At 41.8% G+C, this 22283-nt stretch carries 23 protein-coding genes; 13 read left to right on the plus strand and 10 right to left on the minus strand.

Annotated elements, in window-relative coordinates; all coding sequences use genetic code 11:
* Positions 1-34 precede the first annotated feature (34 nt).
* From RMZ95_RS05380 to trmB, 3 genes are all read right to left on the minus strand, one after another.
* Positions 35-472 carry a nitrogen fixation protein gene (locus RMZ95_RS05380; RefSeq protein WP_322685356.1) on the minus strand — a complete coding sequence of 146 codons (438 nt, stop codon included), beginning with the start codon at positions 470-472 and terminating at the stop codon, positions 35-37.
* A gap of 149 nt (positions 473-621) precedes the next feature.
* Complete coding sequence (locus RMZ95_RS05385) at positions 622-909, minus strand: hypothetical protein (RefSeq protein WP_322685355.1); 288 nt, start codon at positions 907-909, stop codon at positions 622-624.
* A 397-nt stretch (positions 910-1306) separates the two neighbouring features.
* The gene (trmB, locus tag RMZ95_RS05390; protein ID WP_322673266.1) at positions 1307-1954 is read right to left on the minus strand and encodes a tRNA (guanosine(46)-N7)-methyltransferase TrmB; all 648 of its coding nucleotides are present in this window, start codon (positions 1952-1954) and stop codon (positions 1307-1309) included.
* Between the two features lie 397 nt (positions 1955-2351).
* On the opposite strand from trmB, the gene RMZ95_RS05395 reads away from it, so the two are divergent.
* The 3 genes from RMZ95_RS05395 (at position 2352) to RMZ95_RS05405 (ending at position 4638) form a co-directional block, all read left to right on the plus strand.
* Positions 2352-3080, plus strand: a complete 729-nt coding sequence (locus tag RMZ95_RS05395) for a MotA/TolQ/ExbB proton channel family protein (protein WP_322685354.1) — start codon at positions 2352-2354, stop codon at positions 3078-3080.
* Positions 3081-3122: 42 nt separating this feature from the next.
* Positions 3123-3815: an ExbD/TolR family protein gene (locus RMZ95_RS05400; RefSeq protein WP_322685353.1), complete on the plus strand. Its 693-nt coding sequence runs from the start codon at positions 3123-3125 to the stop codon at positions 3813-3815.
* A 460-nt stretch (positions 3816-4275) separates the two neighbouring features.
* Positions 4276-4638, plus strand: coding sequence for a phage holin family protein (locus RMZ95_RS05405; protein ID WP_289798955.1), 363 nt, complete (start codon positions 4276-4278; stop codon positions 4636-4638).
* A 75-nt stretch (positions 4639-4713) separates the two neighbouring features.
* Here the strand turns inward: RMZ95_RS05405 and psb29 are convergent, their stop codons facing one another.
* Entirely contained in the window at positions 4714-5421 is a 708-nt protein-coding gene (gene psb29, locus RMZ95_RS05410; protein WP_322685352.1) for a photosystem II biogenesis protein Psp29, read from the minus strand.
* Positions 5422-5630: 209 nt separating this feature from the next.
* Between psb29 and RMZ95_RS05415 the strand changes: the two genes are divergently transcribed.
* Positions 5631-6236 carry a chromophore lyase CpcT/CpeT gene (locus RMZ95_RS05415; RefSeq protein ID WP_322685351.1) on the plus strand — a complete coding sequence of 202 codons (606 nt, stop codon included), beginning with the start codon at positions 5631-5633 and terminating at the stop codon, positions 6234-6236.
* A gap of 83 nt (positions 6237-6319) precedes the next feature.
* Here RMZ95_RS05415 and RMZ95_RS05420 read toward each other — a convergent pair whose 3' ends face one another.
* The 3 genes from RMZ95_RS05420 to RMZ95_RS05430 all read right to left on the minus strand — a co-directional run bounded on the left by RMZ95_RS05420 (position 6320) and on the right by RMZ95_RS05430 (position 8563).
* Complete coding sequence (locus RMZ95_RS05420) at positions 6320-6688, minus strand: STAS domain-containing protein (protein ID WP_094351701.1); 369 nt, start codon at positions 6686-6688, stop codon at positions 6320-6322.
* A 261-nt stretch (positions 6689-6949) separates the two neighbouring features.
* A complete protein-coding gene (gene hemF, locus RMZ95_RS05425) occupies positions 6950-7990 on the minus strand; it encodes an oxygen-dependent coproporphyrinogen oxidase (protein ID WP_322685350.1) in 1041 nt (346 codons plus the stop codon).
* A gap of 312 nt (positions 7991-8302) precedes the next feature.
* Positions 8303-8563, minus strand: coding sequence for a hypothetical protein (locus RMZ95_RS05430; RefSeq protein ID WP_409882155.1), 261 nt, complete (start codon positions 8561-8563; stop codon positions 8303-8305).
* 47 nt (positions 8564-8610) lie between these two features.
* Between RMZ95_RS05430 and RMZ95_RS05435 the strand changes: the two genes are divergently transcribed.
* From RMZ95_RS05435 to RMZ95_RS05470, 8 genes are all read left to right on the plus strand, one after another.
* Entirely contained in the window at positions 8611-9135 is a 525-nt protein-coding gene (locus RMZ95_RS05435) for an SRPBCC family protein (RefSeq protein ID WP_322673260.1), read from the plus strand.
* A gap of 360 nt (positions 9136-9495) precedes the next feature.
* Positions 9496-10566 (plus strand): Mrp/NBP35 family ATP-binding protein, encoded by a 1071-nt coding sequence (locus tag RMZ95_RS05440; RefSeq protein ID WP_322685435.1) that lies wholly within the window; start codon positions 9496-9498, stop codon positions 10564-10566.
* A gap of 161 nt (positions 10567-10727) precedes the next feature.
* A complete protein-coding gene (gene rodA / locus RMZ95_RS05445) occupies positions 10728-12041 on the plus strand; it encodes a rod shape-determining protein RodA (RefSeq protein ID WP_322685434.1) in 1314 nt (437 codons plus the stop codon).
* Between the two features lie 95 nt (positions 12042-12136).
* Entirely contained in the window at positions 12137-12334 is a 198-nt protein-coding gene (locus tag RMZ95_RS05450) for an NAD(P)H dehydrogenase subunit NdhS (protein WP_322673257.1), read from the plus strand.
* 79 nt (positions 12335-12413) lie between these two features.
* On the plus strand, positions 12414-13070 hold the full coding sequence (locus RMZ95_RS05455; RefSeq protein WP_094351696.1) for an HAS-barrel domain-containing protein: 657 nt from the start codon (positions 12414-12416) through the stop codon (positions 13068-13070).
* Positions 13071-13218: 148 nt separating this feature from the next.
* Entirely contained in the window at positions 13219-15357 is a 2139-nt protein-coding gene (locus RMZ95_RS05460) for a cation:proton antiporter (RefSeq protein WP_322685433.1), read from the plus strand.
* Between the two features lie 469 nt (positions 15358-15826).
* On the plus strand, positions 15827-16777 hold the full coding sequence (locus tag RMZ95_RS05465; RefSeq protein ID WP_322685432.1) for a UDP-glucuronic acid decarboxylase family protein: 951 nt from the start codon (positions 15827-15829) through the stop codon (positions 16775-16777).
* 148 nt (positions 16778-16925) lie between these two features.
* Positions 16926-18317, plus strand: coding sequence for a UDP-glucose/GDP-mannose dehydrogenase family protein (locus RMZ95_RS05470; RefSeq protein ID WP_322685431.1), 1392 nt, complete (start codon positions 16926-16928; stop codon positions 18315-18317).
* A gap of 141 nt (positions 18318-18458) precedes the next feature.
* Here RMZ95_RS05470 and RMZ95_RS05475 read toward each other — a convergent pair whose 3' ends face one another.
* The 3 genes from RMZ95_RS05475 to RMZ95_RS05485 all read right to left on the minus strand — a co-directional run bounded on the left by RMZ95_RS05475 (position 18459) and on the right by RMZ95_RS05485 (position 21340).
* A complete protein-coding gene (locus RMZ95_RS05475; RefSeq protein ID WP_322673253.1) occupies positions 18459-19253 on the minus strand; it encodes a DUF2993 domain-containing protein in 795 nt (264 codons plus the stop codon).
* 565 nt (positions 19254-19818) lie between these two features.
* Positions 19819-20790 (minus strand): aldo/keto reductase, encoded by a 972-nt coding sequence (locus RMZ95_RS05480; protein ID WP_322685430.1) that lies wholly within the window; start codon positions 20788-20790, stop codon positions 19819-19821.
* A 244-nt stretch (positions 20791-21034) separates the two neighbouring features.
* Positions 21035-21340 carry a DUF4090 family protein gene (locus RMZ95_RS05485; protein ID WP_322685429.1) on the minus strand — a complete coding sequence of 102 codons (306 nt, stop codon included), beginning with the start codon at positions 21338-21340 and terminating at the stop codon, positions 21035-21037.
* Positions 21341-21477: 137 nt separating this feature from the next.
* Between RMZ95_RS05485 and RMZ95_RS05490 the strand changes: the two genes are divergently transcribed.
* Positions 21478-22263: a ferritin-like domain-containing protein gene (locus RMZ95_RS05490; RefSeq protein ID WP_322685428.1), complete on the plus strand. Its 786-nt coding sequence runs from the start codon at positions 21478-21480 to the stop codon at positions 22261-22263.
* The last annotated feature ends 20 nt before the right edge of the window (positions 22264-22283 follow it).

Raw genomic sequence — 22283 nt, forward strand, 5'->3', positions numbered from 1 at the left:
TCTTAAATTACTTAAATAAACTTTGTAGCTTTGTTTAGCCAACAGTCGGTGTCGCCACCTTAACTAGTAGTTCAGAGGGATTGTAGTTATCTGTAATAACTTGTGGACAACGCATACAAGCTGCCTTACGTTCTTGTTGCCACCACTGACAATCTCGGCGTATGGAACAAGGTGGTAAATCCTCTACTACCTTTGGCAAGTTTTCTACAATTCGCATTGCCAGACGACAATCTTTACCATCAAAATGTTGACAACCCTTAGTTGCACAGGGTGCAGCCGTCCGAAAAATTTCAGTGGGTGTTACTGGACTAGCCTTTGCTATTAGTTCATCTGTGACAGGTTGGGGGTGCTTAAGATAAGCTACGCGGGGTTCTGTGACTGTGCCACCAACGACGCCGAAAACAACACTGTCTTGCCATTCTGGTCTTGCGCTAGGGCAAAGTGTAGTCTTTTCAGTAGCGATGTCTTCCATAAATTGAACCTATAGTGAATTGTATTTTTAAGCTGATGGAGATTGACAGCTAATTTTGGGTCGGACTCTTCTCCATCAACCTAAATAAGCAAATTAAATGTCCAAGAGTTTAATACTGATTGGTCATTTCAAAGACTTGTGCTTTCAGATCAAGAGATCAAGTTCTGGTCTTGTGCAATTAGTCCACAAATAATCGGTTTTATCACAAGAATATCATTAGTCGGTTTTACACTAATATCACCTGCAATGGTTGGATTCAATGTTGTAACCGTTGTAAAACTACCTGCAACGTTTGCCATTTCTTCATCAGACAGAGTTAGCAAAGCATCTTCTGAATCCTGATTTGGGTTTCGTCGTACTAGTGCATTGCTAACAGCATTATCAATCAGATTGCTAATGTCCAATTGAAAATCTGAATTCTTTTTATTCCTTTTCATTGTGATTTTCCTCTGAATATATAACTAGATATAGGCGGAATCACTAAGGACTGCAATTACCTAATCTGTATACATTTTAAGCATAGTAATAATGATTTAATTATGTTTTGAAAATTTATAAGTAGATATAAATAAACCTTTTATGTCACTAAACAATAACTTGAAAGTTTTACTTATAACTATTTATTGATAAAGTTTATATCTCTATCAATCACTTCAACCGCAGAGTTCTGGCTATTAATAAAACATTTATGTCCCAAAAAATTTTCTAATCTTGGGCAATGTTTAATAAAAAGATAATAAGCAATACTTAAGTAATATTAACAAATATTTATAAGGCTGCTCAATAAAACTTCAAATTCAAAATTGGGAAATAGAGTTGGTATTATAAACATCTCTATTCTGTAGTTTTCACTCTTTCAAACAAAGCCCGATAAATAGGTTCACCTTTTTTTTGCGTACCTATTTCCCTTTCTGTGGAGACTGGTAAGGGGTTTTCAGCCAACCATTCTTCTGTACCAACTTTCTGAAAAGCTGAATTAGCTGCAAAGCGATCGCGCATTTCCACAGCCACAAATTCCATATCTGATTGCAAAAATACCAACCCTCCAACCGCAAGATACTTAGCTAAGTCTGCCACTAGTTCTGGTTGGACTACACGACGTTTAGCGTGGCGGGTTTTAAACCAAGGATCGGGAAATTGAATAGTGACGCGTTGTAAACTTTCTGGAGGCAGGGAAGATAAAAGTGAGTGCAATGAGTTATTCACGTTGCAAAATAAATAGTGCAGGTTTGTTAAACCTAATTCAGAACGTAACTTATTCGCCTCCACCACCAGCGGTTCTCGAATTTCCAAGCCGAGAAAATTCCAGTTAGATTCTATCTTGGCCATATTCAACAAAAACAGTCCCTTAGCGCAGCCAATATCTAAATGTAGTGGTTGATTTGGCTTTGCATAAATTTCTTCCAAGTCTTGGGGACTTGCTGGTGTTTGATACTTTTTACCAAGTGGATTAACATGCTGGCGGACTCGGACTGCTGCCAAAATTTTTCTCCTTTACGTGAAAATATCCTGTAATCAAATTTCAGGTTATATCAATTTAAAAAATGTTTGCGACCAGATGCCCACGCTTACTGACGCACACCCTCCCCAAAGCCTTGTAGAGGGTTGGGTAAGGTCTTATCTATGTATTGCATTCTTTTTTCAAATTGGTATTACAAGGAAGTCTAGCAAAAGTATGCCAAAAATTACCGGTCTATGATTCGATTGCCTACCCAGCAGCAAGTTAGTACAGCAGTCTCAGTCAAATACATGATCCTTGCACTGTTTTTTTAGGTTTTCGAGAAATTTATATTTTGGAAGTCCCTCATTTTGCATTAATCTCTAGAATTAAAATGCCTTAACACATTTGCTTTAGTCGTGGAGGGAGGAAGTTTAAACAGTGGATATTTTAGATTTGTTTTACAAGGGTGGGCCAGCTATGTGGCCTTTACTCATTCTGTCGATTCTGGCTTTGAGTGTCATTTTCGAGCGTTTGTGGTTCTGGTTGCGAATTTTGACTCAGGAAAAGCAAATAGTCGATCGCGTCTTGGATGCTGCCCAGGATAATTGGGAAGTAGCTGCGGACATGGCTAGACTTGCAAGCCATCAGCCTGTCGGGCGTTTTCTCTACGCCCCTCTACGTTTTGCCAAAACTGATGCGGAAACTTTTCGACTAGCACTGGAGGCTACAGCAGAAGACGAATTAGCTGGGATGCGTAGGGGCGAAAAACTTTTAGAAGCGGTGATTGCTCTAGCGCCGTTGCTAGGATTGTTGGGTACAGTTTTGGGTTTAATCCACTCTCTGCGCTCAATTCGGATTGGCGATTTGGGAACTGAATCTACCGCTGGGGTGACTACTGGTATTGGTGAATCCTTAATTAGTACGGCAAGTGGGCTAATAGTTGCCATCATTAGTTTGGTATTTTACCGTCTATTTCAAAGTTTTGTAGTCAACCAAGTCAAAGTTTTTCGGAAGGCAGGGAATGAGATGGAATTGCTCTATCGCCAGTCTCCTCCTGACTTTAGCAATAGGACATCAGCAATTGTGCCAGAAAATTTCACTCCACCCCGCAAGCCAGGAAAGACTAGAGTTTCTGAACCTCCTGAACCCCCGAATACACCTAATTAATAGTCAATAATTCAACCCCCAAACCAGGTTTGTGAATGAGACATGAAAGTTAATCTACATACTCCAATTGAAGAAGTCCAAATTCAAATCATCCCTTTAATTGATGTCGTTTTTTGTATCCTGACATTTTTTTTATTAGCGGCTTTACAATTTACACGGCAACAGGCAATAAATGTTGATTTGCCTAAAGCCAGCCCCAGTACAGTCTCGGGAATAACGTCACAAAGTGGAAGTGTGATTGTTACCATCGATGCTGTGGGCAATACTTACATAGAAAAACAGCCTGTAAAACAGGAAGATTTGAGACAGAGTTTAAAACAGTATCTCCAAGCAAACCCTAATGCTGTTGTTGTGCTGAATGCTTCGCGCACAGCAACTTACAATGATGTGATTGAGACATTAGATTTGCTACGACAAGTAGGGGGCGATCGCGTTTCTTTAGGAATTATTCCTGGCCCATCTCAACCATCCATAAACTCGCCTAACCAGCCTGCTGTCCCTTCTTTCCCAATCAACCCTGGAACTGGTGCAGTACCAGGAATCAATCCCGAAGGGAATATTACCCCAAAATTCCCCTTAGCACCTAATTCTGTGCCCTTTCCTAGCATCACTCAGCCTCCAGCTGGACAAGGCATCAGTCCTATCAATCCTGGCATTTCTCCCGTGGTTCCTAACTCACCAGCGCCTCAAGCGCCTGTAGCACCCAAACAAACCCAACCTCCTCTTAAAAGATGAGATAGGGAAAGGGGAATTGGGCATGGGGCATGGGGCATTGGGCATTGGGAAAGAGGAGGCTGGAGGCAGAAGTTCTACAATGTTTGAATTTTGAATTTTGAATTTTGAATTTTGAATTGATTTCTCCCCTGCTCCCCTGCTCCCCACTCCTTCTTCTCCCTTGTCCCCTTGTCCCCCATTCATCACCTCCCCTGCAAGCCTTTTCCCAAACCTAAAGATATCTAGAATAAATTTCAGCTAGATAAAAAAAAACTGCTAATTTACAAATAATTGGTTGAGCTTTAAAGATTTTTCCACCTATAGACTGAGCAATTTATCACCAATTACCATCCACATTTCATACCAAATTGGGGAAGGATGTCTAAATAGGTTAACAGATTGAAAAGCGCTTATATTAAGCGTACTTCAGTGTGTCTGAATTAGGAATTACAAACTACTAATTAGTATCAGGGGTTGTGGCATGAACATCGTGACGCTTTTAATTGTTTGGGTCGTAACAGCTATCAGCTTGTTGATAATTAGTAAGTTGCCTTTGGGAGTTGAAATTGATACTCCTGGGAAAGCGTTTCTTTCTGCCGCAGTGCTTGGTATCGTGACAGCAATAGTCAGACCAATTTTAAGCCTCATTTTTGCAGTACCAAATCTACTCACATTAGACTTATTATCTGGCATTTTCACATTTATGATTGCCGTGGTTTGTTTTAGTATTGCTGCTTGGTTAGTAGAAGGCTTTCGCTTGCGTTACGGGATTTGGAGTGCTGTTATTGGGGCATTTACGCTGACTATAATTAACAGCTTAATCTACAAAATCTTGGGCGTTTAAAGTTAAGAGTTAGGAGTTAGGAGTTATTAACAATTCCTCACTCATAACTCCTAACTCATCACTGCCAGATTCTAACTATTCGTTGGAACTTGGGGGAGCAACTGGGGTAGTTGATTGTTGTTTACGTTGCTCGCGTTTTTTGCGATCGGCTGAGAGTATATCTGCCATCACTACTAACGCTTGCGCCATTTTGTCTAGATTAGAACGGTATAACTCCAAATCCTTGTTGAGTTTGTCATCGGAGAGGTGCAAGCCAGCAGCGATCGCTTTTAGCGCCTCAGTGAGTTGCTTTTCGTCTTTGACTAATTCGGGATCTGACTGTTCTAATAACGAAAATACACCAATTGCGAACAAACGGTTGTATTTAAAGTTAGGATTATTGGCGATCGCTTGTAGGGTTGCTTGCAAGTCAGCATCTCTATCTAAGTGAGTAGTTTGGCCTAGCCACCCAATTAAATCTTTAACTGGCAAACCTTTAGCTACAGCTTGCAATCTCTGGGCATCCTGTCGATATTGTTGCGGATCTGTTTCTATAGCCTGACATAAGGCGTTAAAAATTGATTCTTGATCCCGTTCTGGTTGATAGCCTTCCATGAAGCGGTCAAAAGTAGTGACGACACCCAAGGCATAAATTGGATTGTAGCTAAAATCGATATTTACTGACAGCAGATGCATTTCCACCATCAATTCTTCTACTACCCGACGATAAATAGTGTTGATCGGACGGGTGTGAAGATTATAGAAAGTTCGCTTTGTATCAGAGACTGTACGGACGTTATTCACAAAGAAAAAAGAAATGTTAAGGGCGACGTATCTTTATTTTCTCGCTTAAAGGCTACTTTGCCAAGTTGAGCTTTTAGCGGGTAACGGTTTCATTTACAATATATACACATTAGAAGTATTTTATAAGCTGATAGCTACAGGAGATCAGACCTTTTCTCCTAAAAAATTAGCCGAAAATTATTATCCTTAATGATTTATTTATTGTACTTATGAACTTCTCGCCACAGTTAATTGCTTTAGGTGAGTACCTAGCTGGTGAATTTGATAATCGGGAACAAGCCATAGCAGAACCAGTTTGGTATGTCCACCTCCGTCTGTGGCAAAGACCAGTTAATCTGTTCCTAGAAGATAGCATCACCTTATTTGCTGAACAGGCTAACGTTAATACCTTAGATCAACCTTATCGCCAACGAATTATCCGGTTGCGTCAAAGCAGCGACTCTGACGCAACGGTGGAAGTTCAATATTATATGCCTCAAGATCCAGGTGGATTAAAAGGCGCAGGTGATAATCCTGCTCTATTAAACACACTGACATCCGAACAATTAGATTTACTACCAGGTTGTATCCTAACAGTTACTCAGGAGAAACTAGCTGGCGATCGCTATAAGTTTACCGCTACCCCACTTCCAGAGACTCGTTGTAGCTTTACTTATCTTGGCAATAGCATCCATGTTTCTTTAGGTTTTGCAGCTACAGCGACAGAATTTCACAGCTACGACAAAGGAATTGATCCCGCAACTGGAAAAGCAACCTGGGGAGCGATTATGGGGCCTTATCGCTACACCAAGCGAAATCAGTATTTAATAAGATAAAGTTATGAATTATGAGTTATGAGTTATGAATTTTGAATTAACTCCTCACTCCTCACTCCTCACTCCTCACTCCTAACTGTTTTTTAGCTAGCAATGCTGCGAGGTACACCTTCTAAAGCTTCCTCTTCTGTTTCAAAGATTTCAAAAACAGTATCCATCATCGTCACTTCAAACACGAGTTTGGCTTCTGGATGTACATTACAGATGCGGAAACTGCCCTTGACTTTATCAGCATCACGCATTCCAGCTACCAAAGATGTAAGACCAGAACTATCAATAAAATTTACTTGAGCCAGATTTACAACCACATGGCGACTGAGTTTGGAAATACACTCTTGTAACTTCAGGCGAAATTGCCAAGCAGTGGTGATATCCAGACGGCCTGATGGTGTCAAGACGATAACCGTGTTTCCGTCTTGGGTTGTATAAGTTTTTTGGTCTATATGAATCACTAAAGCCCTCCCCGTGGCATTCCTTTTAAGATTAACTGGTGACAGAATTTTCTAATGCTGTCACTTGAGATTAACAAGCTATAGCTAAATTTGTCACCTTTTTCGGCTAAGTGCTTAACTTTAGTAGTTATAACTCACCAAAATAGTGGAGAATAGGGCATTGGGAATAGGGCATGGGGCATGGGACATAGGGAGATGAGAAAGGTGGGGGAGATAAGGAAGTGAGGGATAAAGAATTAATAACCAATGCCCAATGCCCAATTAATGTGGTGTCCAGTTGCTCCAATCTTGAGGTTTAAGGAAGGTTTCATACAACTCGGCTTCAGGGGAATTGGGTTCCGGTTGATAGCCATATTCCCAGCGCACTAAAGGAGGTAGGGACATGAGAATTGATTCGGTGCGTCCATTGGTTTGCAGACCAAAAATAGTACCTCTGTCATAAACCAAGTTAAATTCTACATACCGTCCTCGGCGGTAGAGTTGAAAATTCCGTTGGCGATCGCCATACTCTATCCCATGTCGCCGTTCTACAATTGGTACGTAAGCTGGTAAAAATGCTCTGCCACAGCCTTGTACAAAGCCAAACAAATCTTCCCAATTACGGGTTGCTGGTGTTCCCACCTGGTTGCTATAAATGGCAGCTTCCCCACTGGGATTTGGGCCGCGGTATAAAGCACCTTGGCCATCTTGGTAATCAAAAAATAGACCACCGACACCCCGTGTCTCATCACGATGCTTGAGATAGAAATATTCATCACACCAGCGCTTAAACACCGGGTAATACTCTGGGTGGTGTTGGTCGCAAGCTTGCTTTAATGTTTTGTGTAAATGTGCCGCATCTTCAGCAAAGGGGTAATAAGGTGTCAAGTCTAGACCGCCACCAAACCACCACACTGGCCCCGCTTCAAAGTAGCGATAATTGAGATGAACTGTGGGCACATAAGGATTGCGAGGATGTAATACCATTGAAGTCCCTGTGGCATAAAAGCCATGCCCTGCGGCTTCTGGGCGTTGGGTTAAAATTGAAGGTGGCAAATGGGAACCCTGAACTTCAGAAAAGTTTACACCGGCTTGTTCAAATATTGCACCATCTCGCAGTACGCGCGATCGCCCTCCCCCTCCTTCTGGGCGTTCCCAACTATCTTCATTAAATTTAGCCACACCATCTAGTTTCGCTAATGATTCGGTAATTTCGTCTTGCAGTTGTTTCATAAACTGACTGACCCTAGTCTGGGCATCAGGTGCTGGCAAAGACTTTGATGATTCTGCTTCTACAGTTGGTGTTTGCGAGTTGGTCAACATAGATTCCCGAACCTAAATTACAATTTCCAGAAAGCCACAAATTTTTCATTTTAAAATTTGAGGGAAACAAGCGCCAACAATCTAGCTTTATTTGCCCAACCCGCTTTTTTCTTCCTGGGTTAGGCATTTATCCGATTGATGGGCATCACTAGAGTTATTTTCCCTCAAATGCGTATAGGCTTGTATATTGAATTAATTTTTTTTGAAATTCTGAATTGGAATATTCTGGTATAAAGACTAAATTTTAGTCTTAAGCTTGAGGTATCTAGGACTTACGCATCGTACATAAGTACTAAACACAATTTGGGTATTTTAGCCATGTTTTGCATCCAGCGATCGCAAATGTCGGAATAAATCAGGGTTATCTGAAGCCTCTGAAAAGACTAAATACCGTAGTACACGTTTTGGTTGATTTGTATAGTGCGTAAGTCCTAGTATCAAGGATTTGACTGGTCTACTCAGAACTTTGCCATATTGCTGATGTCGGCTGTTAGGGTCTTTACCAAATCGAGGCTTGCTATGTTTAGGACATTTTTGAGAAAGTTTTAATTTAGCAATTGCTCGTAGTTGCACACCATACCAGATTTCCCAGAAAGTATCTAGGGAGGAGGATTAGGAAAATGCAAGGTTGGTTATCCAAATTCATCCACCGCAAACGTCGTCGGTTTTGCGCTTCTCTGGTGTGGACATATCGAGAGATTAGTTCTGCTTCTGTAGATGAACTGTGGCAAAAAGTGGTTGACTTAACAGATGTTTCTTGGCATCCACAACTTAAGAGTACTAATGTTCCCCACGGATTAGTACCCAAACCAGGATTAATTTTTCAAGCTGTAACACGCTTTTCGCCGATTCCCATCAGAATTTTTGTGGAACGCGTCAATCCCAGAGAGATGCTGAGTATCCGAGTGATGGCGATTCCTGGAATAGAGGAACGAGTAACTTACCAAGTAGAGTCAACGGTTTGTGGTACTTGTTTATCTTATTCTGTAACGTTACGGGGTTGGTTATCACCTCTGATTTGGTCTTTATCCCGTCCTTATGCAGACAGAGTTGCACGTTCTTTAGTCGAGGCAGTAGAAAAGACGGCATTACCAGCGGTATCTGGTAATAAAAAATCCCTTAATGACAGTTGTTTTGATTTTTAGGTAGTGAGGATTGGGGAAGAAGCAAGGGAGTAGAGAAGCAGGGGGCAGGGAGATGAGGGGACAAGAGGACAAGGAGATAAACAAAACTCCTAACCTAACTCCTAACTCAGCACGGGCTAAACCTTAGCTTTCCGCTAACAGCACAGGCTAAACGCCCTGCTTTCGCTAACAGCACTCAGCACTCCCAATGCCTAATGCCCAAAGAAAGTTAAGATTCTATTAGGTAATAATGCAATTTGCTAAGTTTTATCACGGCAGTAACAGTGATAACACTAAGCTGACCTTACTTAAGAAGGCATCCAGTTAATAGCTAAGATGTTCCCCACAAGTGTATTTATTCATTTTGAATTTTGAATTTTTATGTACGATGTCCTCGATTCCCGCTCTGTCTTAGAAATTTTGCGACCAGTGGAAGACCCAGAACTCCGCAAAAGTCTGGTAGAACTGAATATGATTCGCAACGTAAAAATTGACGGTGGTAAGGTTAGTTTCACTTTAGTGTTAACCACCCCTGCCTGTCCTTTACGTGAATTTATTGTCGAAGACTGTCAGAAAGCTGTCAAAAAACTTCCAGGCGTGACAGATGTCAGCATAGAAGTGACGGCAGAAACACCACAACAAAAAAGTTTACCCGATCGCACTGGCATTTCTGGAGTCAAAAATATCATTGCTGTATCCAGCGGTAAAGGTGGCGTTGGTAAAAGTACCGTGGCGGTAAATGTTGCAGTGGCTCTAGCCCAAACTGGGGCGAAAGTCGGCTTGCTAGATGCTGATATTTACGGGCCCAATGACCCAACCATGCTGGGTTTGTCTGATGCTCAAATTACTGTGCGTTCTACTGAAACAGGTGAAATCCTGGAACCTGCTTTTAATCACGGCGTCAAATTAGTTTCAATGGGCTTTTTGATTGACCGAGATCAACCAGTAATTTGGCGGGGGCCTATGCTCAATGGTGTAATTCGCCAGTTTCTCTATCAAGTGCAATGGGGTGAACTGGACTATTTGATTGTAGATATGCCACCGGGAACAGGAGATGCTCAGTTAACTTTAACGCAAGCAGTGCCAATGGCAGGGGCGGTAATTGTCACCACACCGCAAAACGTAGCTCTGTTAGATTCTCGCAAGGGATTGCGGATGTTCCAGCAAATGAATGTTCCAGTATTGGGGATCGTGGAAAATATGAGCTATTTTATCCCCCCCGATCGACCAGATAAGCAATATGACATCTTTGGTTCCGGTGGTGGCTCCAAAACAGCTGCGGAATTGGGAGTGCCACTCTTGGGGTGTGTGCCGCTAGAGATTTCTACGCGAGTTGGTGGTGATAGCGGTGTACCGATAGTTGTTGGCGACCCAGATTCAGCTTCCGCAAAAGCATTAATAGCGATCGCTCTTACCATTGCTGGTAAAGTATCAGTTGCTGCCCTGACATAATTATAAATTTTATATTTCTATCTACTTCCTGGGCTATAGCTTGGGAATACTAGAAATTGGGTGTTAGGGATTAGAGAAGTTGGGGAAGAATAAATATTGATTATTGACCAATTCCCAAACCCCAATCCCCAACAATTAAAGCTAAAGTCTAAACTGGCACAATGTTGTTAAAACGATCGCTCCCCAAAATTCGCTGGAAGTCTTGGGTTAAGCCCTGGCAGCATGTAGATTGGCTACTTTTTTGTTTGCCGATTGCTGTCAGTATCTTTGGCGGCCTGATGATTCTCAGTACGGAACTGAAGCAGCCAGTAACTGACTGGTGGTGGCACTGGATGGTAGCGGGTATCGGCGTGCTTATAGCCCTATTTTTATCTCGCATCCGGTACGAACTCTTGATGCAGTGGCACTGGGTAACATACACACTGACAAACTTCAGTTTAATTGCCGTGATGATTGCTGGTACTAGCGCCAAAGGGGCACAACGGTGGATTAGTATCGCCGGTTTTAACGTGCAACCCTCAGAATTTGCCAAAGTCGGCATGATTATTACATTAGCAGCTTTGCTACACAGACGGACTGCTTCTAGCCTCGAAGGTGTTTTCCGCGTTCTGGCAATCACCGCTATACCTTGGGGATTAGTATTTTTGCAGCCAGATTTAGCAACATCACTGGTATTTGGTGCGATCGTCTTAGGAATGCTTTACTGGGCAAATGCTAACCCAGGCTGGTTAATTCTGATGATTTCTCCGGTGGTTGCCGCCATTTTGTTTAGTATCTCTTGGCCTTTAACAGAGCCGATAGTTTTATTCAAAGAACTATCTTTTGGCCCATTAGGATTAATTTGGTCAGTTGCAATGGCTATTGTGGGCTGGCAAACTCTTCCCTGGCGTCGATTTGGTTTGGGTGCTATCGGTGCGTGGACTCTCAATATACTGGGTGGCGAATTAGGAGTCTTCGCCTGGAACCATGTTTTGAAAGAGTATCAAAAAGACCGATTAACTGTATTCATGAATCCCGATCACGATCCACTCGGTGCTGGATATCACTTAATCCAATCTCGCATTGCTATTGGTGCTGGTGAAATCTGGGGATGGGGTCTGTTCAAGGGGCCCATGACGCAACTGAATTTTGTACCAGAACAGCATACAGACTTTATTTTCTCTGCGGTAGGGGAAGAATTTGGTTTTGTCGGTTGTTTGTTAGTACTGTTTGTCTTCTGCTTAATTTGCTTCCGTCTACTGCATATTGCCCAAACCGCCAAAGACAACTTTGGTTCTTTGTTGGCTATTGGCGTTTTGTCCATGATTGTGTTTCAGCTGATTGTCAACATTGGCATGACTGTTGGTTTAGCACCTGTGGCAGGAATTCCCTTACCTTGGATGAGTTATGGGCGTTCTGCGATGCTGACCAACTTCATTTCCTTGGGAATAGTAGAATCGGTAGCAAATTTTCGACAAAAACAGAAGTATTATTGATTCGTCATTAGTCATTTGTCCTTTGTCCTTCGCTAATGACAAATGACTATTAACAAGTATTAAGCTATTAAAAGGAAACAAACGAGGCTAAAAAAATGATTCTGCCTGGAGCAACTGTTCGTATTAAGAATCCCGCAGATACCTATTATCGCTACGAAGGACTCGTGCAACGGGTGAGTGATGGCAAAGTAGCCGTATTATTTGAAGGTGGTAACTGGGATAAATTAGTTACCTTTCGTTTGAGCGAATTGGAACTCGTAGAAACTACCGCCGGACGTAAAAAAGCCAAATAAGATTAGTCATTAGTCATTTGTTCTTTGTCATTTGGCAAAAACTAATGACTAATGACGAATGACTAATGACTAAATTACTATGCGCCTCCCCCTACCACAGTTTGCCACTGGCGATCGCCATCCGAACCACATTGCAGAGGTGATTGAAACTACTAGTACTGAATTTTTAGCTCAGTGTTTAGAGCCAGAAGATTTAAGCTTTCCCTCCATGCCACCCTTTGGTAGTTGGGTCTGTTCTGTAGATGAGGAATCTGGCAATCAAATTTATGCTGTAGTGTATTATGCCACAACTATGCCCATAGATTCCGTACACAGAGCAAGAGCATTAGGGTTGTCCTTGCAAGACTTACGGGAAGAACAACCCCAAATATTTGCCATGCTCCGCACAGAATTCCGGGCTGCGATCGTCGGATTTGAACTATCTTCGCAAAATCAAAGTTATAACCAAAGAGTATATCAGTATCTTCCACCCCGTCCCCCGCAAATTCATCAAGCTGTTTATCGATGTGAACCAGAAGCTATCATTAAATTTACTGAAGAACTAGATTTTTTACGGACACTGCTGTGTATAAATGGTGCGCCAATCGAGTCTTTAGCCGCAGCTGCCATTCGAGATGTATACCAGTTACGCAAAGCTGACCGACAATGGCTAATTAAAGCTGGACGTAGTTTAAGTGTGCTACTTAAAGACGACTACGATCGCTTACGATTCATTTTGAGTCAAATCCACCCGTAGGTAGTTAATTCTTAAATAATTGCCTAGTTAGTGTAAATTAAGAAGATTTTTGATTTTTTGTCAGGTGGCTTCCCTATTTATTCATATTGATCGGGCGATCGCCTCCAAGGTAATCGCTGTTTTACCATAGCCCCTTCAATTCCTATATATGGAACTAATATCACAAGTTCTTGTTCTGGAACCAACTTCCCAAGTTCTTGGCAAAGAACCAATTGTTCCCTTTGCTATTTTGCTGGTGGTCATCTTAGTTATACCCATCATGTTTGAGCGGCTAAGATTACCAGGATTAGTGGGTTTGGTTTTCTCAGGGCTAGTACTTGGGCCCTCAGGTTGGAATCTTTTTCAGTCTGACTCACCCATGATTAACCTACTATCAGACATTGGGTTAATTTATTTGCTATTTGTCGCTGGGCTAGAAATTGATTTAGAACAGTTTCGCCGGAAAAAAAGTCGTGCTTTTGGGTTTGCTAGCTTTACTTTCAGTGTACCCCTACTCATGGGAACCTTAGTAGGGCTGATTTTCGGCTATGGCTGGAATACTTCAATCTTAATTGGCTCTTTATTTGCTTCCTATACCCTTTTGGCATACCCCATAATCAGCCGTTTGGGAGTAATGAACAACGAAGCTGTTACTGTCACCATTGGAGCTACGATTTTTACAAACATTGGTGCAGTACTAATATTAGCCATTTGTGTAGCTGTCTCTCATACTGAAGCATTCAGCTTTGCGAAACTACTCACTTTGTCTGGTTGGTTAATTATTTACTCTGTGGCCGTTGTGACAGGCTTTGATTGGGCAGGCAAAGAATTTTTCAAACGGTCTGGAGACGATGAAGGAAACAAGTTTTTATTTGTATTGCTTTCTGTGTTTCTGGCAGCTGTGGGCGCTCAATTGATTGGGGTAGAAAAAATTGTTGGTGCTTTTTTAGCGGGTTTGGCAGTGAATGAAGCTGTGGGTGAAGGCCCAGTCAAAGAAAAGGTGGTATTTATTGGCAGTGTGCTGTTCATTCCTATTTTCTTTGTTGACCTTGGCTTACTGATCGATTTACCCGCCTTTGTGAATAATCTGAACACGCTCAAATTAACGCTGTCGGTCGTAGTTGGTTTGATTATCAGTAAATTGATCGCAGCTTTGTTGACAAAACTGGTTTACCGCTATAAATGGCAAGAAATGCTAACGATGTGGTCGCTGTCACTACCCCAGGTTGGTACAACGTTAGCAGCAACTTTAGTGGGATATCAGTCTGGGTTGCTGCCAGTAGAAGTATTACATAGTGTGATTGTTTTAATGGTGGTCACATCAACCTTGGGGCCGTTGATAACTAGTCGAATAGCTGTGAGTTTGAATTCCCCACCAGATGAAGATCCAGCACCACCCCTAGTTGAGGAGAATGCATCAAAAACAGACAATGCTTTTACTATAGTCGTACCTATATATAATCCTCAGACCCAGCAGCATTTGATTGAAATGGCAGCGTTATTAGCACGTCAGTCTCATGGCAAAATTATACCCCTGGCGATCGCTACTGCTGCTGCTCACATGGATGCACCCCAGTTAGAAGCGTCTCTACAACGGAGTGAGTGGTTATTGAATAAAGCCACGACACAAAGTCGAACCTTGGGCGTAGCCGCAGAACCAATGCTGCGAATCGATGATGCTTTTGCTCAAGGAATTAGCAGAGCGGCTCGCGAACAAAAGGCTAATTTAATTGTTATGGGTTGGGGTAAACGGACTGGGTTACGAGCGCGTTTATTTGGGAATGTGATTGATGGTGTGCTTTGGGCATCTCATTGTCCAGTAGCAGTGACACGTCTAGTAGAATCACCGAAAAAAATTCAGCGGATCTTAGTACCAATAGAAAACTTAACAGCACCAACATTACAACCCGTACAATTTGCCCAGCTGCTAGCACAGGCAAATCAGAGCCACATTACTGTGCTGAATGTGTGCGATCGCCGTACTAGTTCTAGTAAAATTGCTTGGAGGCGATCGCATCTCTCCTTATTGGTATCTAAATTGGCTTTAGCCAATGCCCCAGAAATTCAAATCATCGCTCACGAAAATGTTGCCCAAGCGATTTTACAGGCAGCAAGATTATATGATTTAGTAGTTTTACCTTTTATACGTAATCGTACCAGTCCTGGAGGGTTAGCCATTAGCGATGTCACAACCCAGTTAGCCAGACAACTCACCTGCTCAATTATTATGCTTGGAGAACCGCAACGCACTCAAAGCACAAATTTAATTATGTCTACCACGGCTAGCAGCATTACATCTGCTGTATGATGTAAAGCAGAATACAGTTCAAGTAAGTAAACCTGGGCTGCATTAGAATAGTCCGCCGGAGGCATCAAATTTCCGAAAATATTGCTAATAAATGAATAAGCTGTAGGGATTTACATCTGTATTATTTGGATATATTTGTAGCGCGAGTGTCAACGCCATCTCGACTAATTTTTTGTATCCAATTAAAAACTTGATAACCGTAAAAATACTTTATATTTTTGAAGATTTGATAAAGTTCGGCTGAACAACAAACAACTTTTAAACAATTTCTGTTATTTTGCTAATTAAATTCTTAAGAAAACAGGTAAAAATATAACAAAACTACAACTGTGAAAAAATAGGTAAGTTCAACAACAATTTTTGATTGAGCCTTGTTATTTTTTTTTGTTTTGTATTTTTGTGCCCAAGGTGGGTAATCTAAAAGTAAGTGCAATAGCTACTGAAAATATTTGTAAGTAACTGGGAAATTATGAGAATTTTGGTGACGGGCGGTGCTGGGTTTATTGGTTCCCATCTCATCGACCGACTAATGGCTGCTGGGCATGAAATAATATGCTTGGATAATTTTTACACTGGTCATAAACGTAACATTTTGAAATGGTTAGGCCATCCGTACTTTGAATTGATCCGTCACGATATTACCGAACCAATTCGGTTAGAAGTCGATCAAATTTATCATTTAGCTTGTCCTGCTTCACCAGTACATTACCAGTACAACCCAGTTAAAACCGTTAAAACCAACGTGATGGGAACACTGAATATGTTGGGGCTAGCTAAACGTGTGAAAGCGAGGTTTTTCTTAGCTTCCACTAGTGAAGTATACGGAGATCCAGAAATTCATCCCCAAACTGAAGAGTATAGAGGTAGCGTCAATCCCATTGGAATACGTTCGTGCTATGACGAAGGTAAAAGAATTGCTGAGACTCTAGCATTTGATTACTACAGGCAAAATAAAGTTGATATTCGAGTTGTGCGGATATTCAACACCTACGGACCGAGAATGTTAGAAAATGATGGTCGGGTGGTGAGCAACTTTATAGTTCAAGCCTTGCAGGGTAATCCTTTAACCGTGTACGGTGATGGTTCGCAAACTCGTAGTTTCTGCTACGTTTCCGATTTGGTAGAAGGATTCATCCGCCTAATGAATAGCGACTACATTGGCCCAGTCAATCTGGGTAATCCTGGTGAATACACGATTTTACAATTGGCACAAACTGTGCAAAATATGATCAATCCAGACGCGCAGATTAAATTCGAGGCACTACCTTCGGACGATCCCCGACGTCGCCAGCCTGATATCACAAAGGCAAAAACTTGGTTAAATTGGGAACCTACCATTCCTCTACAAGAGGGTTTAAAACTAACAATAGAAGATTTTCGCGATCGCATTCAAAGCGATGTCAATAATTCAACCACCTGAGTTACGTCTAGCGTCGCTCTAAATTTTCATGCAGGCTAACCCCATCGGTAGCTAGTATATTTAGTTGCTGATTTTTCTCAAGCGTCTAAGTGTAAAATTGATAATTTCTTTTTGAAGATTAAACCCAAATAAGTGAGGAGTTAAATAAATGCGTGTTTGCGTTATTGGTACCGGTTACGTTGGTTTAGTTACAGGCGCTTGCTTGGCTCATATTGGGCATGATGTAATTTGCGTAGACAACAACGAAGAAAAAGTTAAGTTAATGAAGTCTGGGCAGTCTCCAATTTTTGAGCCGGGACTCTCAGAAATTATGCAGTCTGCCATTCAAACAGAGAAGATTCATTTTACTAGCGATCTTGCTGCTGGAGTTTCCCACGGAGAAATTTTGTTTATTGCTGTAGGAACGCCACCTTTACCCACTGGTGAAAGTGATACTCGTTACGTTGAAGCTGTAGCCCGTGGGATTGGGGAAAATCTCAACGGTGGTTATAAAGTCATAGTGAATAAATCTACAGTACCGATTGGCTCAGGTGACTGGGTACGGATGCTTGTTCTAGATGGTGTTGCAGAGCGGCAGAAAACACTGGTACCCGCAGGTGGAGTGCCGAGTGATGAGAAATTACCTGAATTTGTAGCCGAGTTTGATGTAGTCAGCAACCCAGAGTTTTTGCGCGAAGGTTCGGCAGTTCACGACACCTTTAACCCCGATCGCATCGTACTAGGAGGCAATAGCCAAAGAGCAGTAGCTTTAATGCAACAACTGTATGCCCCAATTGTAGAACGCAAGTACGCTGACGATCAATCTTTACCCCCAGTGCCAATTCTGGCAACAGACCTGAGTTCGGCGGAGATGATTAAATACGCTGCTAATGCCTTTTTAGCCACTAAGATTAGTTTTATTAACGAAGTTGCTAATATTTGCGATCGCGTTGGTGCTGATGTCACCCAAGTAGCTAGAGGTATTGGTCTAGATTCCCGCATTGGTAACAAGTTTTTACAAGCTGGTATTGGTTGGGGTGGTTCTTGTTTTCCCAAAGATGTCTCTGCTCTAATTCACACTGCTGATGACTATGGTTATGAAGCCCAGCTACTGAAATCTGCTGTCAGTGTCAACGAACGTCAGCGGTTGATTGCTTTGGAAAAACTCCAACAAGTTCTAAAAATTCTCAAAGGCAAAACAGTCGGACTACTCGGACTGACCTTCAAGCCCGATACCGACGACTTGCGCGACGCCCCAGCACTCAACCTAATTGAGCAGCTAAACCGACTGGGAGCTAAAGTTAAAGCCTATGACCCCATTGTTTCCCAAACAGGTCTACGTCATGGACTTTCTGGTGTGCTAGTAGAAACCGATGCCGAAAGACTCGCTGACGGCTGTGATGCCTTAGTACTTGTCACCGAATGGCAGCAATTCAGCACTCTGGACTATGTGAAGATGGCGAAACTGATGGCCCACCCCGTTATCATCGACGGTCGTAACTTCCTCGACCCCGAAGCAATGATCCGCGCTGGATTCCAATATGTAGGTGTGGGAAGATAAAAAGTTAAAAGTTAGGAGTAATTAATAACTCCTAACTTTCTCCAAAAACTAAAGATTTAAATTACCGTCTAGAATCATCTAGGCGGTATTTAATTTGTTTAAAGCTTCACTATACTTTAATTTTTTGCCTATAATTTTGGATTAAGGACTATTTGGAATACGTTCAATTTCAGCATATCCACTGAAAATAATTTTTTGACCTTCAGTTTCTAATCGGTTGAGGCGCATTTTCACTCCATCAAGATCAAAACGATCCAAATCGACCATATTATCTAAAATTTCTACCAGTGCTACGCTCAAGGTTTGCGAGATTTCCCGTTGCCCTTCTGGCACTTGGTCAAGTTGAATTTTCGGATCTTTGAAAGAAACTCGCCGCCGTCTTTCAATACCTACAGTTAAAATCATGTTCAGGGGTACGAGTTCGCCATTATTTAAATCTGCTTTTGCTACAAGCTGTAAGCGATTTTCTGGCAATAGCTGTACCTGAACATCTGTAAAGGAGACTGGTTCTCCACCAGATAATTCTGTCAGTGATGGTACGGTGAGGTTAAGCAAGCGCTTTTTCACCAGTTCTGCATTAAAAGCTTGGTTTATGCCTGCTTCTGATAAGATTACTTGAGCGATCGCTTGAGTAGGTTGCTTAAGGCTAAGTTTGCCCTTTAAAACCGAGCCGAAGTCAATGGCCACCGCATCAGTTTCAAACGACATCTCCTCAACCGCGAAATCTCTCCGAATCACCAAGCCACGGCCGCTCATTTTGAAGCTATCAATGCTGCCTTGCAAGAGCTTGCTGGAAGGATAGCAGCGCACAAAGACTTCTACTGACTCGCTCGTGCTAAACAGGTGGCGAATCGTTTGGCTGGCGACTGTGTTGAGCATTCGCTCTCCCCAATCTGTGCCTTTAGGATCTTGTAAACCAGTAAGTCCGCCGAACATGTGGTTTTGGGTCTCTAGAAGTTCTTTGTACTTTTGTAACAAATCATGAAGAATACAGCAAGCGATCCCGTGATTAATTGTGCTAATGGATAGGCATAGAATGGCTGATAATTGATGAACTATGTATTAAATATTACTATGTGACTTAAGTTGAGAGAAAGTCGTAGTATTCATGACAATAGTAATCCTAAGAGAATCAGATTACTGCGGCGTAGTATTTTATAGATGGTTAAAATGTATCATTTATACTGTTATAATACATTTTGGTTACTTTGATACTACATAGATAAAGTAAGGCTGAGTCTTCCTGAATCAGCTTCAACCTCATGGTTTCCACACGTATTGCGAGGTCTTACGATCCGCTCAAATACTGCATTAGCAATATTAATCGTGCTAATTTTGATATGATTCTGGATTTATTTAATGTATAAAACCAGAATAATATCAAGATATTCACGTTCTTTGGCAATTTTCGTTATAGTTTCCGTGGCGATCGCTCCATAGTTTTTATAATTTTAAATTCATTAATCAAGTTTCTAGAATTCAAAATATATTGGTATTGAGTTTATTTTCTTGATGCTGACATCAATTCCTGGATGCCCTGTGGTTCTTCTCCCAGCCAATCTTGATTTTGGGCAGTGCTGTCGAAGATTGATGAGGTTTTGAAAGGCTCAAACTCGCCGCGTGATGACGCTTCTGCCGTTTTTGCTAAGAGCGATCGCACTTGCTCGTCGTTCATTGGCTGGAACGTCCGCACTGCTTCAAAAGCTTGCTCTAGAATCTCCATACTGTCAATTCCGGTAATCACAACCGATGTGGGCAGATTCAAAGCATAGTGTAAACATTCAATTGGCGTTACAGTATTTGACCGTAAAAGAATACCGTTTGCCAAGCTTTTCATTCCCAAAACGCCAATGTTTTGTTTAACTAACTCTGGTAAAACCAGCTTTTCAAAGCTTCGGTAGTGGGCATCCATCACACTCAGAGGCATCTGCACTGTATCAAATTTAAACGCGTTAGTGGCTGCAACTTCCAGCATATGCAGATGAACATAGGGGTCTTTATGCCCAGTAAAACCTATATATCGGAGTTTGCCAGCTTTCCGTGCTTCAATCAAGGCAGCATTTGCCCCTTCTTCGTGAAAAACTCGATGCGGATCTTCGTGCCGCAGGATTTCGTGGTGCTGAACGAGATCGATGCAATCAACTTGCAAGCGTTGCAGTGATTCGTCTAGCTGTTTTGCTGCTGCTTTTTTAGAGCGACCATCGATTTTCGTCATCAGGAACACTTTGTCTCGATAGCCATGCAAGAGCGCTTTTCCCATGCGAATTTCGCTGACTCCACCGTTGTAATCCCAACTGTTATCCATAAAAGTGATGCCGCGATCGATCGCGGTTCTAACAATTCGGATACCTAGTTCCTCATCAACATGCTTCAAGGCGATGTGCCAACCACCCAATCCGATGGCGGAAACTTTCTCTCCTGTACTGCCGATAACTCGGTATTGCATTTCTGAATTTGACGTAGTTTCTGACATGAGTTTTCCAAGTCTTTCAGCTATTACTTAAGTACATATAGCCATCTGCCAATTCAAACACAAGAGAAAGTTGACAATATCTTGCTGAAGATACACTTTTCAACTCATCGGGAAATTACTGAAGAAGCCAAAATATCGATGGCAATTTGCTATGTTTGAGGTAAAGAATCGAGGGCACAGCATTGCTGTACCCCTAGAACATATTTGGTTCAAATAAATGAAAACTGTTGTACGAAATTAACAATTATTTACCACTATAAAAAAAGGCAATTTCTTTTTCTTTTAGAGGTGCGAAACCAGCATCTACAAGTAATTGGTCGAGTTCTGCTTGGGGAATGTGTTTTGCGCCAATTCGTACAATGCGCGATCGCATCGTATTAGATACACCACTACGCTGTCTATTGGCTTCTAGCGCCATAACTTTACTATAAAGTTCTAGCTTGGCAGGTGGAATGGGAGAACCATCAAAATCAATTCCCTGTGCGATCGCTTCATCAATCGCATCAGCTCCTGTAGTAGTTTGATTCCCTGGGTTAGTTTCGGTAGGCATGGTGATTTACTCTTTTTCGCTATGGGTAGATTTTACCAGTCTTGCTAATATATCAGTTGAAACAATAGTATTGTTAATCGAAACAAAGTTTTGGGAATCATTACAACAACATAATGTTATACACATTTGGAGTTGTCATGAATCCTCATAAGCTGTTACCTACTTTGTCTTCAATCACAACATCTGATAAGTGGTACACTTATTACAAAGCCAACGCTGAGTTTCAATTAGAGATCCCTTGGAAGCGAGGTGCGGAAATCACAGAGGATGAACGAAATGCAATAGGAGATTCTTTAGCAGCTTGGCAGTTGGGTGAGACATCAGATGGATTGCACTTACTGGCTGCTGCTAAAAACTATGCACAGCACATCAAAGATCCCAGATATATTGACGTAATTGAACTATTCATAAAGGAAGAACAACGTCATGGAGGGGACTTAGGAAGGTTTCTTGACCTTGCCCAAATTCCTCGGTTGCAGCATAACTGGGGTGATACGTTGTTTCGGAAAATACGCTATGCAATCCCAACAATGGAGATTTGGACAACTCCCGTCATTATGGTTGAGACTCTAGCGTTGGTTTATTATAAAGCAATTCAAAACGCAACAAATTCCCCAGTTCTAAAACAGTTGTGTCAACAAATATTGAGAGATGAAGTAAAGCATATTCGTTTTCAATACGAGCGTTTGGCAATTATACAGAAAAACCGCCCTGCATGGTTACGGAAGCTCACTTATCTTATACAGCAACTTCTTTACTATGTACCAGTGATTCTGGTCTGGATGGGTCATCATCGCGCACTGAGAGCAGGAGGGCATAGTTTCAAAAGTTACTGGCGGGATGCTTGGGTAAAAATGAATTTTGCTTGGGAGCGAATGAAACCAGAAAGATATCCCTCTTCTGTCACTTTCCGAGTATTCTGAATAAAAGGATTAAAAGAAAA

Origin of the sequence: Nostoc sp. DedQUE07 (assembly GCF_034530975.2) — a bacterium.
In the GTDB taxonomy this organism is placed as follows: domain Bacteria; phylum Cyanobacteriota; class Cyanobacteriia; order Cyanobacteriales; family Nostocaceae; genus Nostoc.

Coding starts and splice junctions, on each gene's coding strand:
- RMZ95_RS05380 (WP_322685356.1), bottom strand. CDS start 472: ATGGAAGACATCGCTACTGAAAAGACTACACTTTGCCCTAGCGCAAGA.
- RMZ95_RS05385 (WP_322685355.1), bottom strand. CDS start 909: ATGAAAAGGAATAAAAAGAATTCAGATTTTCAATTGGACATTAGCAAT.
- RMZ95_RS05400 (WP_322685353.1), top strand. CDS start 3,123: ATGAAAGTTAATCTACATACTCCAATTGAAGAAGTCCAAATTCAAATC.
- RMZ95_RS05405 (WP_289798955.1), top strand. CDS start 4,276: ATGAACATCGTGACGCTTTTAATTGTTTGGGTCGTAACAGCTATCAGC.
- RMZ95_RS05415 (WP_322685351.1), top strand. CDS start 5,631: ATGAACTTCTCGCCACAGTTAATTGCTTTAGGTGAGTACCTAGCTGGT.
- hemF (WP_322685350.1), bottom strand. CDS start 7,990: ATGTTGACCAACTCGCAAACACCAACTGTAGAAGCAGAATCATCAAAG.
- RMZ95_RS05435 (WP_322673260.1), top strand. CDS start 8,611: ATGCAAGGTTGGTTATCCAAATTCATCCACCGCAAACGTCGTCGGTTT.
- RMZ95_RS05440 (WP_322685435.1), top strand. CDS start 9,496: ATGTACGATGTCCTCGATTCCCGCTCTGTCTTAGAAATTTTGCGACCA.
- rodA (WP_322685434.1), top strand. CDS start 10,728: ATGTTGTTAAAACGATCGCTCCCCAAAATTCGCTGGAAGTCTTGGGTT.
- RMZ95_RS05450 (WP_322673257.1), top strand. CDS start 12,137: ATGATTCTGCCTGGAGCAACTGTTCGTATTAAGAATCCCGCAGATACC.
- RMZ95_RS05455 (WP_094351696.1), top strand. CDS start 12,414: ATGCGCCTCCCCCTACCACAGTTTGCCACTGGCGATCGCCATCCGAAC.
- RMZ95_RS05460 (WP_322685433.1), top strand. CDS start 13,219: ATGGAACTAATATCACAAGTTCTTGTTCTGGAACCAACTTCCCAAGTT.
- RMZ95_RS05465 (WP_322685432.1), top strand. CDS start 15,827: ATGAGAATTTTGGTGACGGGCGGTGCTGGGTTTATTGGTTCCCATCTC.
- RMZ95_RS05470 (WP_322685431.1), top strand. CDS start 16,926: ATGCGTGTTTGCGTTATTGGTACCGGTTACGTTGGTTTAGTTACAGGC.
- RMZ95_RS05475 (WP_322673253.1), bottom strand. CDS start 19,253: ATGTTCGGCGGACTTACTGGTTTACAAGATCCTAAAGGCACAGATTGG.
- RMZ95_RS05480 (WP_322685430.1), bottom strand. CDS start 20,790: ATGTCAGAAACTACGTCAAATTCAGAAATGCAATACCGAGTTATCGGC.
- RMZ95_RS05485 (WP_322685429.1), bottom strand. CDS start 21,340: ATGCCTACCGAAACTAACCCAGGGAATCAAACTACTACAGGAGCTGAT.
- RMZ95_RS05490 (WP_322685428.1), top strand. CDS start 21,478: ATGAATCCTCATAAGCTGTTACCTACTTTGTCTTCAATCACAACATCT.